The organism is Rhizobium sp. Leaf384 (assembly GCF_001424065.1).
Taxonomy (GTDB): domain Bacteria; phylum Pseudomonadota; class Alphaproteobacteria; order Rhizobiales; family Rhizobiaceae; genus Ferranicluibacter.
In genome coordinates this window covers 1,360,222-1,373,986 of the sequence record NZ_LMQE01000001.1, presented here as the reverse complement: position 1 = coordinate 1,373,986, position 13,765 = coordinate 1,360,222, and the positions used below count along the sequence as shown (strand labels likewise).

General features: G+C 62.8%; 14 protein-coding genes. 9 read left to right on the top strand and 5 right to left on the bottom strand.

The genetic code is table 11. The annotated features are described in order from the left end of the window. Positions 1-122: 122 nt before the first annotated feature. Positions 123-437: a YkgJ family cysteine cluster protein gene (locus ASG25_RS06260; protein ID WP_062470718.1), complete on the bottom strand. Its 315-nt coding sequence runs from the start codon at positions 435-437 to the stop codon at positions 123-125. A 168-nt stretch (positions 438-605) separates the two neighbouring features. Between ASG25_RS06260 and ASG25_RS06255 the strand changes: the two genes are divergently transcribed. Further along, positions 606-1,640, top strand: a complete 1,035-nt coding sequence (locus ASG25_RS06255) for a proline racemase family protein (protein ID WP_062470714.1) — start codon at positions 606-608, stop codon at positions 1,638-1,640. A gap of 183 nt (positions 1,641-1,823) precedes the next feature. Further along, positions 1,824-2,207: a DoxX family protein gene (locus tag ASG25_RS06250; protein WP_062470711.1), complete on the top strand. Its 384-nt coding sequence runs from the start codon at positions 1,824-1,826 to the stop codon at positions 2,205-2,207. Between the two features lie 75 nt (positions 2,208-2,282). Here ASG25_RS06250 and ASG25_RS06245 read toward each other — a convergent pair whose 3' ends face one another. Further along, a complete protein-coding gene (locus ASG25_RS06245; RefSeq protein WP_062470708.1) occupies positions 2,283-2,717 on the bottom strand; it encodes an RbsD/FucU domain-containing protein in 435 nt (144 codons plus the stop codon). Continuing rightward, complete coding sequence (locus tag ASG25_RS06240) at positions 2,717-3,949, bottom strand: ROK family transcriptional regulator (protein ID WP_062470705.1); 1,233 nt, start codon at positions 3,947-3,949, stop codon at positions 2,717-2,719. Before ASG25_RS06240 ends, ASG25_RS06245 begins: the two co-directional genes overlap by 1 nt. A 256-nt stretch (positions 3,950-4,205) precedes the next feature. Here ASG25_RS06240 and ASG25_RS06235 point away from each other — a divergent pair, with 256 nt between their 5' ends. From ASG25_RS06235 to ASG25_RS06205, 7 genes are all read left to right on the top strand, one after another. Next, complete coding sequence (locus ASG25_RS06235) at positions 4,206-5,228, top strand: sugar ABC transporter substrate-binding protein (protein ID WP_062470702.1); 1,023 nt, start codon at positions 4,206-4,208, stop codon at positions 5,226-5,228. A 170-nt stretch (positions 5,229-5,398) separates the two neighbouring features. Next, entirely contained in the window at positions 5,399-6,481 is a 1,083-nt protein-coding gene (locus tag ASG25_RS06230) for an ABC transporter permease (RefSeq protein ID WP_062470699.1), read from the top strand. Next, positions 6,481-7,278 carry an ATP-binding cassette domain-containing protein gene (locus tag ASG25_RS06225; RefSeq protein ID WP_062470694.1) on the top strand — a complete coding sequence of 266 codons (798 nt, stop codon included), beginning with the start codon at positions 6,481-6,483 and terminating at the stop codon, positions 7,276-7,278. Before ASG25_RS06230 ends, ASG25_RS06225 begins: the two co-directional genes overlap by 1 nt. Further along, positions 7,275-7,910: a nucleoside triphosphate hydrolase gene (locus ASG25_RS06220; protein WP_062470691.1), complete on the top strand. Its 636-nt coding sequence runs from the start codon at positions 7,275-7,277 to the stop codon at positions 7,908-7,910. Before ASG25_RS06225 ends, ASG25_RS06220 begins: the two co-directional genes overlap by 4 nt. A gap of 182 nt (positions 7,911-8,092) precedes the next feature. Next, entirely contained in the window at positions 8,093-9,157 is a 1,065-nt protein-coding gene (gene pyrC, locus ASG25_RS06215) for a dihydroorotase (protein WP_062470688.1), read from the top strand. A gap of 47 nt (positions 9,158-9,204) precedes the next feature. Continuing rightward, on the top strand, positions 9,205-9,900 hold the full coding sequence (locus ASG25_RS06210; protein WP_062472294.1) for an orotate phosphoribosyltransferase: 696 nt from the start codon (positions 9,205-9,207) through the stop codon (positions 9,898-9,900). A gap of 65 nt (positions 9,901-9,965) precedes the next feature. Beyond that, on the top strand, positions 9,966-10,892 hold the full coding sequence (locus tag ASG25_RS06205) for a carbohydrate kinase (protein WP_062470685.1): 927 nt from the start codon (positions 9,966-9,968) through the stop codon (positions 10,890-10,892). A 50-nt stretch (positions 10,893-10,942) separates the two neighbouring features. Here ASG25_RS06205 and ASG25_RS06200 read toward each other — a convergent pair whose 3' ends face one another. Then, complete coding sequence (locus ASG25_RS06200) at positions 10,943-11,653, bottom strand: L,D-transpeptidase (RefSeq protein WP_062470682.1); 711 nt, start codon at positions 11,651-11,653, stop codon at positions 10,943-10,945. A 318-nt stretch (positions 11,654-11,971) separates the two neighbouring features. Next, positions 11,972-13,597, bottom strand: coding sequence for a glucose-6-phosphate isomerase (gene pgi, locus ASG25_RS06195; protein WP_062472291.1), 1,626 nt, complete (start codon positions 13,595-13,597; stop codon positions 11,972-11,974). Positions 13,598-13,765: the final 168 nt, after the last annotated feature.

The following is a 13,765-nucleotide window of genomic DNA, read 5'->3' as shown; positions in this document are numbered from 1 at the left end:
CGGAAAAAACGCTCTAGCGCCTCATGATCCACGCCCGAAGATACCTTTGAGCGGGATAGATGCGGCACCTTGCCGGATGCGCCGAGGGATCGCCTGCAGTTCAGATCAGAAGGTGCAAACGCCTAAAGCAGAACATGCGCCGACAAAGCCTGTCGGGCTGTCAGACACTCGTCGTCGCCCGGCATGCACGTGCGGCAGACAATCGGCCTTGCAGCATAGATGCCGCAGCCGACCCGCTGTCCGAGCACGCCGGACAAGGCCGCGCAGCGATCGTTCTCGCAGCGCATGCCGCCGAGATCGGCGGAGATCAGGTCGTCCGGAATCCGGGCAAGCTCCTCCTCGGTCTCCATCGAGAAGCGCGGCCAATCGGCAGAGTAGGCGCAACAGGCTCCACAGCTCTGGCAATCGAAATCATCGGTCGGAACGGCAGGCATCATGACGCCTTATCTACCATGCAAACCCCCTTGGCGCCATGCGCACATAGCCATGAGACGGTTCCCCCCGGATAAAGGAAGTCCTAGGCAAACGGTCGCAACGCAGGTAAACAGCGTTGTACACATTTTGTCGCCACGTAGCTCCGGCGCGGCATGAAAGGGCATGGCACCATGAGATGGAAGCGCACGATCCAGTTGCTGGATGTTCATTGCGAGGGCGAGATCGGCAAGGTTGCCATCGGCGGCGTGCCGAAGATCCCGGGCAACACGATCGCCGAGCAGCTCCACCACATCAATACGGTGGATGACAGCCTGCGACGGTTTCTCTGCCTCGAGCCGCGCGCTGCATCCATCGGATCGGTCAACTTGCTGGTGCCGGCCAAACGTCCGGAAGCCGATGCCGGCTTCATCATCCTCCAGGCCGACCAGGCACATGCGATGTCCGGCTCCAATTCCATCTGCGTCACCACGGCGCTGCTCGAATCCGGTATTGTTGAGATGAAGGAACCGGAGACGGTGGTCATGCTCGACACCGCCGCCGGCCTCGTCAAGGCGACGGCAACCTGCCGTGACGGTCGGTGCGAGCGCGTCAAGCTGACGATGACCCCGTCCTTTGTCCAGGCGCTGGATGTCGAGGTGGAAACCCCGCAATGGGGCACGATCAAGGTCGATCTCTGTTATGGCGGCATCTTTTATGCGCTGGTGGACGTCCACCAGATCGGCACGACGATCGAAAAGGCCAATGCCCGCGAGATCGTGGAGGCCGGAATGATCATCAAGGACATCGTCAATCGCACCATCCCGACGGTCCATCCCGAAATCCCCGAGATTTCCGGCGTCGCCTATGTGATGTTCCGCAGCACGGAAGCCGACGGCACGGTGCGCACCTGCACGACGATGTGGCCCGGACGCGTCGATCGCTCTCCCTGCGGAACCGGCAGTTCCGCCAATCTCGCAACGCTTCATGCCCGCGGTCTCGCCAAGCCGGGCGATGTGTTCAAGTCCCGCTCCATCATCGGTTCGGAGTTCGAGGTCGGTCTCGACAGCGTGACCGAGGTTGCCGGCCGCCCGGCCATCATCCCGACCATCTCCGGACGTGGCTGGACATTCGGCCTCCACCAGGTCGCGCTCGACCCCTTCGATCCATTGGCCGAAGGCTTCGCTCTCACCGACACCTGGGGCCCGCAGGCTGGCGAGATCCGCTAGCCGCCACAGCCACCTCGCTGTGTCACGCATCGCGTCGACCGTCAGGAGTAAGTGTCGCCGGCGGTTGACGATAAGCGGCTATCGTTCGCTGCTTGTTGACGATGTGTCGTTGAGCTGCAGGCTATGTTCGTCTGTTATTGCTGTTAAAGCTTGGCCATCGTCGCCTCAACGGAGCCCACTTCCATGTCCACCAGCGCCATCGTCCTCGTCGGACGTATTCTCCTCTCCATCATCTTCATCCTGGCCGGCTTCGGCAAGATCACCAATCTGGAAGGTACAGCCGGCTACTTCGCCGGATCGGGCCTGCCTGTACCGATGGTCACGGCCGTTATCGTGTCGATCGTCGAGCTCGTCGGCGGCATCTTCATTCTCGTCGGCTTCTTCACCCGCCCGACAGCTTACGTCCTTGCTGCATTCTGCATCGCCACAGCGTTCATCGCGCACTTCAACTTTGCCGACATGAACCAGATGATCAACTTCCAGAAGAATTTCGCCATGGCTGGCGGCTTCCTCGTGCTCGCAGCCTTCGGCCCCGGCGCACTCTCGGTTGACGCGCGTCGCGCCTGATCGCCCCCAATCTGAACCGTTAAAAGCCCGCCGGATCGACGATCCGGCGGGCTTTTTCGTATCGTCAGCTGTGGGTCAGCCGGCGGGGTAGATGACGCCCTTGCGCAGGATCACGTTGCCGTAGAGGCGAGGCTCGCTGGTCTGCACCACGGTATGCGCCGCCTTCACGCGCGGGTAGAAGTCCGCCCCTAGCAAAGGCACCACGGCTCTGCCGGGCTCATGGCGGGCACAGCAGGCGATCAATTCTTCATGGACCGGGTCGAGGCTCTCGCGATCCTGCTTCACCGTCGCGCGAAAGATCGCCGCGTCCACGAAATCGTCGATTGGCATGACGCTGAGAATGGCATCGACCACCGGCACCACGCCATGGCCGTCGAGGCGGACCAGACGGCGAGCATGTTCGAGTGCCGGGTAGTTGCCATCCACGATGGCGATCTCGTCGCCATGACCCATGGCGCGCAGAGTGGCGAGCAGGTCGGGGCTCAGAAGGGGTGAAAGACCTTTCAGCATCAGGCAGGTTCCTTGAAGAGGATATTGGTGTCCAGGAAGTAGCGCGAGAAGAGCGGCAGGCTCGCCCCGCCAATGGCGCGCGCCTCCGCGCCGACGGCACCTTCGATGATGTCCGGCACGATCACACCCTGAAGGTCGAGGTCGTTGACGGCCACGCGCGTGGCCGCGACGATGCGCGCCCGAACCCAGCCGGGAAATCCGCCGTCGATCACGGCTGCGGCGAAGTCGATGATCGAGGCCGCCGAGATGATCGCACGCGCAAGGGCTTCTGCCGTCTGCACGATCCACGCCTCGAGTGCGTCCCCGAAGTCGATCCATTCTTCGGCGGAATACCACAGTGGTCGCGCATCGATGCCGCGCTCCCGCAACATGTTTTCAAGCACGAAGATCGAGGCCACCTTGAGGAGCGGCTGCGTGCGCCCGTCCGGCCCCGGCACCTGCAAAGGTCCAAGCGCGCCCGCGGTTCCCGTCCGGCCGGAAAACAGAGCTGAGTTCAGAACGATCCCGCCTCCGATGAACGAGCCGATGTAGAAATAGATGAAATCCGGATAATTGGCGCCGACGCCGAACACCAGCTCGGCGCCGCAGGCACTTGTGGCGTCGTTCTGAAGATAGACCGGGTAGGACGTGCGCTCCGACACTGCAGCCTGCAGGTCGAAATGGCGCCAACTCTCCATGGCCTCGCTCGGAGCGCCCACTTCGGGCGCCCAGTTCCAGAGTTCAAACGGCGTGCCGATGCCGATGCCGGCGATGCGCGAGCGTTCGTCGGCACCAAGCATGTGCTCCAGCTGCGCAACGCCCTCCGTGATGAACGCGAGGATGTCGTCCGGCATCGGATAGGGATAGGCCCGGTGCAGGTTCAGGCGGATTGAGCCGACGAAGTCCATGAGAATGAGATCCGCGCTGCGCCGGCCGATCTTGACGCCGAAGGAGAACACGGCGGACGGGTTGATATGCATGGGGACGGAGGGTTGCCCGACGCGCCCGCGTGTCGGTTCGCCGCGGATCAGCAGGCCATCCTTCTCCAGTGCCCGCATGATGACCGAGACCGTCTGTGCCGAAAGACCGGACCGACGCGCGATGTCGGCTTTGGAAAGGCCGTCATGCCGACGCACGAGCGACATGACCAGTCGTTCATTGTGCGCGCGCACCCGCGTTTGATTGGCCCCGCCAGCCGGATCCACGACATCGGGCATCACAGGCAGAGTCTCCTGATCGGTCACGGCGGTCATTCCCCATCCTCCCATTCCAGCGCGATGCTGGAAGTGTCCCTGCGCTTTCTGTGCATGCGAGGCATGCGTGTGCACAATCGACGAGCAGAGAATGCCACAAGATTTTAATAAATCAATTTGATTTAGTTATTGACACGCAAAAAGCTTTGGTGTTTGCTCGCTAACGGAAGCGCGGTTTCATTGCGGAGGACGTAACGATCGCGAAGCCTGACGGGCCGGGAACCCGGTCCACCATTTGATCCTTGGGAGGATATCCATGAAGAACCTTATCACCGCCGGCATCGGCGCGCTGGCGCTCGGCGTCGTTTTTGCAGGTTCGGCACAGGCTGCCGACGTTACCGCCTGCCTCATCACCAAGACGGATACGAACCCCTTCTTCGTCAAGATGAAGGAAGGCGCTGAAGCCAAGGCGAAAGAACTGGGTGTGACGCTCAAGGCCTACGCCGGCAAGATCGACGGTGACAGCGAAAGCCAGGTTGCCGCCATTGAAACCTGCATTGCAGATGGCGCCAAGGGTATTCTGATCGCCGCTTCGGACACCAAGGGCATCGTTCCGACCGTGAAGCAGGCGCGCGACGCCGGTCTTCTTGTCATCGCGCTCGACACGCCGCTCGAGCCGGCCGACAGCGCTGATGCCACGTTCGCGACCGACAACCTGCTCGCCGGCAAGCTGATCGGCCAGTGGGCTGCCGCAACGCTCGGCGATGCTGCCAAGGACGCCAAGGTCGCCTTCCTCGACCTGACCCCGTCGCAGCCTTCCGTCGACGTCATGCGCGACCAGGGCTTCATGATGGGCTTCGGCATCGATCCGAAGGACCCGAACAAGATCGGTGACGAGGACGATGCCCGCATCGTCGGCCACGACATCACCAACGGCAACGAAGAGGGCGGCCGCACGGCCATGGAAAACCTTCTCCAGAAGGATCCTACCATCAACGTTGTCCACACGATCAACGAGCCGGCTGCAGCCGGTGCCTACGAAGCGCTCAAGGCCGTCGGCCGCGAGAAGGACGTGCTGATCGTCTCCGTCGACGGCGGCTGCCCGGGTATCAAGAACGTCGAGGACGGCGTAATCGGCGCGACCTCCCAGCAGTATCCGCTGCAAATGGCGGCCCTTGGCGTCGAGGCCATCAAGAAGTTCGCCGACTCCGGCGAAAAGCCGAAGCCGACCCCCGGCAAGGCCTTCTTCGACACGGGCGTTTCGCTCGTCACCGGCAAGCCTGCTGCAGGCGTCGAGTCGATCGACGTCAAGGCTGGCAAGGACAAGTGCTGGGGCTAAGCCCCGACATCGATGCGACATGCGAGGGGCGGCTTCGGCCGCCCTTTTGCCAAACGCCGCCTTGTTTCACACCAAGACAATCTTGACCCGTCATCCCGACGAAGCGCCCGGCCTGCTTTGATCTCCTGTCCGAGGTCATTCGCAAAGGCCGCCAAGCGGAGGATAAATTGATGAGCGAGCCAACAGCCGCTGCGCGGCCCTCGCAGGACTTCGAGTCCGTCCTGTCCGGCAGTTCCAAGACGGTTGCGTCTTTCGACACCGATCGCAAGACGCCCGTCCAGCACTTCCAGCATTTCCTGCATTCGCGGCCATCCGCCGTGCCCTTGATCGTGCTCGTGCTGTCCCTGATCGTCTTCGGCTCGATCCTCGGATCCAAGTTCTTCTCCGCCTTCTCCCTGACGCTCATCCTGCAGCAGGTTGCCATCACCGGCATCATCGGCGCCGCCCAGACGCTGATCATCATGACGGCGGGCATCGACCTCTCGGTCGGCGCCATCATGGTGTTGTCGTCCGTCGTCATGGGGCAGTTCGTGTTCCGCTACGGTCTTCCGGCGGAACTCGCCATCCTCTGCGGCTTTGCCGTCGGCGCCGCCTGCGGCGCGATCAACGGGTGGCTCGTCGCCCGCATGAAGCTGCCGCCCTTCATCGTCACGCTCGGCATGTGGCAGATCATCCTTGCCTCCAACTTCCTCTATTCGGCCAACGAGACCATCCGCAGCCAGGACATCGAAGCGACCGCGCCGCTGCTGAAGTTCTTCGCCGAACCCGTCCGCCTCGGCGGCGCCGTGTTTACGTATGGCGTCTTCGCCATGATCCTGCTCGTCATGCTGCTCTGGTATGTGCTGAACAAGACCGCATGGGGCCGTCATCTCTATGCGGTCGGTGACGATCCGGTGGCTGCCGAACTCGCCGGGGTCAACGTCAAGCGCATGCTTTTGTCGGTCTACACCATTTCCGGCATCATCTGCGCGCTCGGCGGCTGGGCCCTCATCGGGCGTATCGGCTCTGTCTCCCCGACGGCCGGCCAGTTCGCCAACATCGAATCCATCACGGCCGTGGTGATCGGCGGCATCTCGCTGTTCGGCGGACGTGGCTCCATCATGGGCATGCTCTTCGGGGCGCTCATCGTCGGCGTCTTCCAGCTCGGCCTGCGTCTCGTCGGCACGGATCCGCAGTGGACCTATCTCATGATCGGCGTTCTCATCATCGCCGCCGTAGCAATCGACCAGTGGATCAGAAAGGTAGCCGGCTGATGAACGCGCCCTCCTATTCCGAAGCTCCCATCCTTACCGGCCGCGGCCTCGTCAAGCGCTATGGTCGGGTCACGGCTCTCGATCATGCGGACTTTGATCTGCACAAAGGCGAAATCCTCGCCGTCATCGGCGATAACGGTGCCGGCAAGTCGTCCCTGATCAAGGCCATTTCCGGCGCGATCCGGCCCGACGAGGGGGAAATCCGTCTCGATGGCCAGCTGATCAGCTTCAAGTCGCCGATCGAGGCGCAGAAGGCCGGCATTGAGACGGTGTACCAGAACCTCGCCGTCTCCCCGGCACTGTCGATCGCCGACAACATGTTCCTTGGCCGCGAGATCCGCAAACCGGGTGTCCTCGGGTCGGTTTTTCGCATGCTCGACAAGAGTGCGATGGAGAAATTCGCGCGTGACAAGCTGTCCGAGCTCGGCCTGATGACCATCCAGAACATCAACCAGGCGGTGGAAACTCTGTCCGGCGGCCAGCGCCAGGGTGTGGCCGTCGCTCGCGCCGCCGCCTTCGGTTCCAAGCTCGTCATTCTCGACGAGCCGACCGCGGCCTTGGGCGTCAAGGAAAGTCGGCGGGTGCTGGAGCTCATCCTCGACGTCCGTTCGCGCGGCATGCCGATCGTGCTTATCTCGCACAACATGCCGCATGTCTTCGAGGTCGCCGATCGCATCCACATCCACCGCCTCGGCAAGCGTCTCTGTGTCATCAATCCGAAGGATTATGCGATGTCGGATGCCGTGGCCTTCATGACTGGCGCCAAGGAGCCCCCGCGCGAGGCTCTGGCGGCATGACGCGGTCCGTCGGCGAGATCGCCGATCTTGTTCTTGAGCGGGCGGCGGGTGCCGCCCGCTTCATCGTGGCCATTGCCGGTCCTCCGGGGGCCGGCAAATCGACGCTTGCCGATGCGCTCCACGCGGAGCTGGCCGGTCGTGGGGAGACGTCGGCCGTCCTCCCCATGGACGGCTTTCATATGGACAACGGCATCCTAGAGGCGCGCGGCCTGCTGGCGCGCAAGGGAGCGCCCGAAACCTTCGACGTGCGTGGCTTTCTCGACATCGTCACGGCGGTGCGCCGCAGCGACGAGGAAGTCCTCGTTCCGGTCTTTGACCGCACGCGCGAAATCGCCATTGCATCGGCCCGCCCGATCTCGTCGGACACACGTTTCATTCTTGCGGAGGGCAATTATCTCTTGCTCGACGAGGCACCGTGGACCCGGCTTGCGCCGCTCTTCGACCTCTCGATCTTCGTTGGCCCGACCTATGCCGTCCTCGAGGAACGCCTGCGTCAGCGCTGGATCCACTACGGGCTCGACGAAGAGGCCATCCGGTGGAAGCTTTACGGCAATGATCTGCCCAACGGCGAGCGCATCTGCAACGGTTCACGGCGGGCCGATATCATGCTGGACGTCTTCGAGCAGCCGTGAGCGCATAGACCATCCGGCCCGCAACGCGCGGTGCAATCTGACCATTGTCATCTGTGGCCCGATGAGGCAAACGGGAACCGCTGTCCCAAAGCAAGTCGGGAACGGCACGATCACGGAAGCGATGCAGAGTGTCCCGGCTCCCTTCAGAGCGTTGGGGCGATCGGCACGAGGAGAGGCAGGCGATGAGCGACCACCGGACGACAACCCTCACCATCCGCCGGCCCGATGATTGGCACCTGCATCTGCGCGACGGCGCCATGCTGGAGGGTGTGCTTCCCGACACCAGCCGCCACTTTGCCCGTGCCATCATCATGCCCAATCTGGTGCCGCCTGTGGTGACCACCGCGGATGCCGCCGCCTATCGTGCCCGCATCCTTTCGGCACTGCCCGCCGGCGATCGCTTCGAGCCTCTGATGACGCTTTATCTCACGGAGCATACGGACGCTGCGGATGTCGCCAAGGGAAAGAGAGACGGACTGATCCATGCGGTCAAGCTCTATCCCGCCGGCGCCACGACGAACTCGCATGGCGGCGTTCGCGATCTTGAAAAGGTCATGCCGGTGCTGGAGACGATGGCCGAGATCGGCCTCCCGCTCTGCGTCCACGGGGAGGTGACGACGCCCGAGGTGGATATCTTCGACCGTGAGGCTGTCTTCATCGAAACGGTTCTCGACCCGTTGCGCCGCCGCCTGCCCGAGTTGAAGGTGACGATGGAGCACGTGACGACGCAGGACGGCGTCGCGTATATCCGCAACGCAGACCGGAATCTCGCCGGCTCGATCACCACCCATCATTTGATCATCAACCGGAATGCGCTCCTCGTCGGGGGCATTCGCCCGCATTATTACTGCCTGCCCGTCGCCAAGCGCGAAGTTCACCGGCTGGCTCTGCGCAAGGCCGCGACGTCGGGCGATGCCCGGTTCTTTCTCGGCACCGACAGCGCCCCGCATGTCGATCCGCTGAAGGAATGCGCCTGCGGCTGCGCGGGTGTCTATACGTCGGTCAACACGATGAGCTGCCTTGCTCATGTGTTCGAGCAGGACGACGCACTCGACAAGCTTGAAGCTTTCGCGTCCCGCAACGGTCCGGCCTGGTACGGATTGCCTGTCAACGACGAGATGATCACGCTGACGCGCCACGACGCGCCGGTCGCTTATCCCGCAAAGATCGAGACGGGGGCGGGTCCGGTTACCGTGTTCGACCCGATGTTCCCGCTGCATTGGGCCGTGGATCACCTCCAAGGCTGACGCACACGACACCTTGTTCTGAGCCATCCACCAAGAGGAACCGCATGATGATCCCCACTTCCTTCCCCGATAAGGCCGTCATGGCCGAACTGCTGGCGAAAATGCTGTGGGAGATCAAGGCGGTACACTTTCGGGCTGACCAGCCCTACAAGCTTGCCTCCGGCATGGCGAGCCCGGTCTACATCGACTGCCGCAAGCTGATCTCCTATCCGCGCATCCGCTCCGCGGTCATGGATTTCGCGGCCGTCACCGTCATGCGCGAGGCGGGCTTCGAGCGGTTCGACGTCATCGCCGGCGGGGAAACGGCCGGCATTCCCTTCGCCGCCATGCTGGCCGAGCGCCTCAGCCTGCCGATGATCTATGTGCGCAAGGCACCGAAGGGGCATGGACGCACCAACCAGATCGAGGGGCACATGCCGGAGGGCGCCCGGGTTCTCGTGATCGAGGATCTGACAACGGCCGGCGTTTCGATGTTCACCTTCATCGATGCGATCCGTGCGGCCGGTGGTGTGGTCGATCACGGCATGGCGCTGTTCTATTACGATATCTTCCCCGAGGGTCGTGCCAACATGAAGAAGAAAGGCATTACCCTCCACAACATCGCCACCTGGCGCAACGTGCTGGCCATCGCCCGCGAGGACAAGCTTTTCGATATGGAAACGCTGGCCAGCGTCGAGGCATTTCTCGATGAACCGCTGGAATGGTCGGGCCGTCACGGAGGCATCTCCGACTTGGCGGGCTAAGGTCCGAAAGTGGCCGTCTGGCCGGCAAACGTCTCGAAACGCTCAACGTCCCAAGAGGAAGACCCATGATCATCTGCTGCGGTGAAGCCCTGATCGATATGCTCCCGCGCGAATCCACGCTCGGCGAGCCTGCCTTCGCGCCCTATGCAGGCGGCGCCATTTTTAACACGGCGATCGCGCTCGGGCGCCTAGGCATCCCCACCGGCTTCTTCACCGGCCTTTCGACCGACATGTTCGGCGATATTCTCCGCGAAACCCTGAAGAGCAGCAGTGTGGATTTTGCGCCGTCGGCCACATCCGATCTGCATACGACGCTGGCCGTCGTCAAGCTGGTCAACGGCTCCGCGACCTACGCCTTTTTCGATGAGAACAGTGCAGGCCGCATGATCACGGAGGCCGACCTGCCGGCACTCGGCGATTTCTGCGAGGCTCTGCATTTCGGCGCCATCAGCCTCATTCCCGAGCCCTGCGGCTCGACCTATGAAGCGCTGATGACGCGCGAGCACCGGAAACGCGTCATCTCCTTCGATCCGAACATCCGCCCGGGCTTCATCCGTGATGCCGAGGCCCACAAGGCGCGCATGCTGCGCATGGCCGCCATGTCGGATATCGTCAAGTTTTCCGACGAGGATCTCGACTGGTTCGGTGAAGAGGGCGATCACGAAACACTGGTCGGCCAATGGCTTGCGCGCGGGCCGAAGCTCGTCGTCATCACCAAGGGAGCCGAGGGCGCCGACGCCTACACGCTGCGGGGAAAAGTCTCCGTTCCCGGCGAGAAGGTCACGGTGGTCGATACGGTCGGTGCCGGCGATACCTTCGACGCCGGCATTCTGGCGTCGCTGAAGATGAACAACCTTCTGACAAAGGACGCCATCGCGACGTTGAGCGACGATGCCATCAAGGCTGCTCTCACGCTGGGGGCAAAGGCGGCTTCCGTCACGGTCTCGCGCGCAGGCGCCAATCCGCCCTGGGCATACGAGATCGGCCTTTAAGCGGCGTACGGCCGTCGGCGCGTCCACAGGCGGGCGCGCCGACATAAGCTCTATTGATGCACGACGATACGCGCGTGGTAGGGCACGCGATCGTAAAGATCGATGATGTCCTGGTTGATCAGGCGCACGCAGCCGGACGAGACCGCCTTGCCGATCGACCGCCATTCCGGGCTGCCATGCAGGCGGTACAGCGTGTCCTGGCCGTTCTGAAAGATATAAAGCGCGCGGGCGCCAAGTGGGTTTTTCAGACCGGGTTCCATGCCGCCGTTCTCGATCGAAAAACGGGCAAGCTCCGGCTGGCGCGCGACCATTTCGTTCGGCGGCTTCCAGCGCGGCCAATGCTGGCGCCAGTGGATGGTGCCTTCGCCCTGCCAGGCAAATCCTTCGCGGCCGATGCCGACGCCGTAGCGCATGGCCGTGCCACCGGGCTCGGTGATGTAGAGAAACCGGCCGGGCGTATCCACGACGACCGTGTTGTCCGGCTCGCCCGTCGTGTTGGCGACACGTTGGCGATAGAAGCGCGGATCGATGTCCTGATAGGGGATGGCGGGAATGAGGATGCCGTCATCTTCGACCGGGCCGTACATGACGGCAAGCTCTGCGTCTGTCGGCGGCAGGATTGGACGGCTGATCACGGGCGGAACCGGCGCGTTGCGGACGCCCGTCGAGGTCGTGCATCCCGCCAAGGTCGCGGCGGTGGAGATCGCGCCAAGCAAAAAGGTGCGGCGCGAGAAGGGATCGGCAAGGTAGGTCGATGTCATGAAAAGTGCCCCGGTGAGCCCTGATCTCTAGTCTCAGGCGGCACAGGCACAAGGCGTGATCCGATCACGATCGCCCGAACTCAAGGTAAGTCAGCCGAAACACGGCCGGTGTCGCTGCGGGGCAACAGTTTTCCCCTCCGGCAGGACTATGCACTTGTCCTCGCCTCGGGCCGGCGGGTTCTGTGCCAGATCGGCGAATCGCTCCTTCAACCCTGCCATCCTGACGCCGGGCCTCGCCCTGCGGCAGTGGGCGACGCGATCTTCCCCCGTGGGGGAAGATCGTTCCTGTAGGAAAGCTCCCTTTCGCGGGGGCAAGCCTTATGCCTTGGCGGCGAGCAGTGCCTTCACCAGGCCGGCGGTCGAGCTGTCGTGGCCTTCAGCACTTTCCTTGCCTTCGACGACCGGCAGCAGACCTGTTGCCAGTTCCTTGCCAAGCTCCACGCCCCACTGGTCGAAGGAGTTGATGTTGAAAAGCGCACCTTCGACGAAGACGCGATGTTCATAGAGCGCGATCAGGCGACCGAGCGCATAGGGCGTCAGCTTGTCGTAAACGATCGTCAGCGAAGGGCGGTTGCCGGTGAACACGCGATGCGGCGCAATGTGGTCGGCCTTGGCATCGTCCATGCCCTTGTCGGTCAGCTGGGCCTTCGCCTCCTCCAGCGTCCGGCCCTTCATGAGGGCTTCCGACTGGGCCAGGCAGTTGGCAATCAGCAAGTCGTGCTGGTGGCGCAGGGTCGGCTCATGCGCGTTGGCCGCGATCATGAACTCGGCCGGGATCACCGTCGTGCCCTGATGGATCAGCTGGTAGAACGCATGCTGCCCGTTGGTGCCTGGCTCGCCCCAGACGACAGGGCCGGAATTCCCCTCGACCGGGGTGCCGTCAAGCGTCACGCCCTTGCCGTTCGACTCCATGTCGAGCTGCTGCAGGTAGGCAGGGAAGCGCGACAGGCGCTGATCGTAGGGCAGGATGGCGCGGGAGGGGTAGCCGAGCACGTTGCGATGATAATAGCCGATCAGGCCAAGCAGCATCGGCAGGTTCTGTCGCAGCGGGGCGGATTTGAAATGCTCGTCGATTGCATGGGCGCCGGCCAGGAATTCGCCGAACTTCTCCTTGCCGATCGCGATCATCAGCGGCAGGCCGATCGCCGACCAGATGGAGTAGCGTCCGCCGACCCAATCCCAGAACCCGAAGATGCGATCGCTGGCGATGCCGAAGGCCGCGACCTTGTCGAGTGCCGTGGAGACCGCGCAGAAATGATGGCCAACGGCGTCTTCGCCGAGCGCCTTTGCGATGAAGGCGCGCGCCGTCTGCGCATTGGTCATCGTCTCGATCGTCGTGAACGTCTTCGACGCGACGATGAACAGGGATGTTTCCGGGTCCAGCAGCTTCAGCGTATCGGCGATGTGGGCGCCGTCGATGTTGGAGACGAAATGGGTGCGCGGACCGTCATGCTCCGGCGCAAGCGCAAGCGTCGCCATGACAGGCCCGAGATCGGAGCCGCCAATGCCGATGTTGACGATGTCGGTGATCTTCTTCCCGGTCGCACCGGTCAGAGTGCCGTTGCGGATCTTGTCGGAAAAGGTGCCCATGGCATCGAGCACGGCATTGACGTCCGGCATCACGTCCCGGCCGTCGACCATGACGGGCGTGTTGGAGCGGTTGCGCAAAGCCGTATGAAGGACAGCACGGCCCTCAGTGAAGTTGATCGGTTTGCCGGCGAACATCTCGTCGCGCTTTTCGGTAACCCGGGCAGCCTTTGCAATCGCCTCCAACCCGTCCAGAACACGGTCGTTGACGGCGCATTTGGAGTAATCGAACAGAATATCATCGAGCGTGACCGAAAAGCGCTGGAAGCGCTGCGGATCCGCAGCGAAGGCTGCACGAATATCGGTGGCGTCTGTTTCGGTGGCGGTGCTCTTCAGCTCTTCGACCAGCGCTTTCATCATCGGCTCCTCGGGCAGTTCCGGTAAAAGCCTTGGCGCTTGCCCGGACATGCTTTCAATGGGTTTTTATCAGCCGCGATAGCTAGTGCGTTTGGTCACAGCAAATCAAGCCTTGGCGCCCGAATTTCACGGGCAGCCGGCCATCTCCGCATAGGCGGCGTGCAGCTG

Coding starts and splice junctions, on each gene's coding strand:
- pgi (WP_062472291.1), bottom strand. CDS start 13,597: ATGAAAGCGCTGGTCGAAGAGCTGAAGAGCACCGCCACCGAAACAGAC.
- ASG25_RS06200 (WP_062470682.1), bottom strand. CDS start 11,653: ATGACATCGACCTACCTTGCCGATCCCTTCTCGCGCCGCACCTTTTTG.
- ASG25_RS06240 (WP_062470705.1), bottom strand. CDS start 3,949: ATGACCGCCGTGACCGATCAGGAGACTCTGCCTGTGATGCCCGATGTC.
- ASG25_RS06235 (WP_062470702.1), top strand. CDS start 4,206: ATGAAGAACCTTATCACCGCCGGCATCGGCGCGCTGGCGCTCGGCGTC.
- pyrC (WP_062470688.1), top strand. CDS start 8,093: ATGAGCGACCACCGGACGACAACCCTCACCATCCGCCGGCCCGATGAT.
- ASG25_RS06230 (WP_062470699.1), top strand. CDS start 5,399: ATGAGCGAGCCAACAGCCGCTGCGCGGCCCTCGCAGGACTTCGAGTCC.
- ASG25_RS06205 (WP_062470685.1), top strand. CDS start 9,966: ATGATCATCTGCTGCGGTGAAGCCCTGATCGATATGCTCCCGCGCGAA.
- ASG25_RS06250 (WP_062470711.1), top strand. CDS start 1,824: ATGTCCACCAGCGCCATCGTCCTCGTCGGACGTATTCTCCTCTCCATC.
- ASG25_RS06260 (WP_062470718.1), bottom strand. CDS start 437: ATGATGCCTGCCGTTCCGACCGATGATTTCGATTGCCAGAGCTGTGGA.
- ASG25_RS06245 (WP_062470708.1), bottom strand. CDS start 2,717: ATGCTGAAAGGTCTTTCACCCCTTCTGAGCCCCGACCTGCTCGCCACT.
- ASG25_RS06225 (WP_062470694.1), top strand. CDS start 6,481: ATGAACGCGCCCTCCTATTCCGAAGCTCCCATCCTTACCGGCCGCGGC.
- ASG25_RS06255 (WP_062470714.1), top strand. CDS start 606: ATGAGATGGAAGCGCACGATCCAGTTGCTGGATGTTCATTGCGAGGGC.
- ASG25_RS06210 (WP_062472294.1), top strand. CDS start 9,205: ATGATCCCCACTTCCTTCCCCGATAAGGCCGTCATGGCCGAACTGCTG.
- ASG25_RS06220 (WP_062470691.1), top strand. CDS start 7,275: ATGACGCGGTCCGTCGGCGAGATCGCCGATCTTGTTCTTGAGCGGGCG.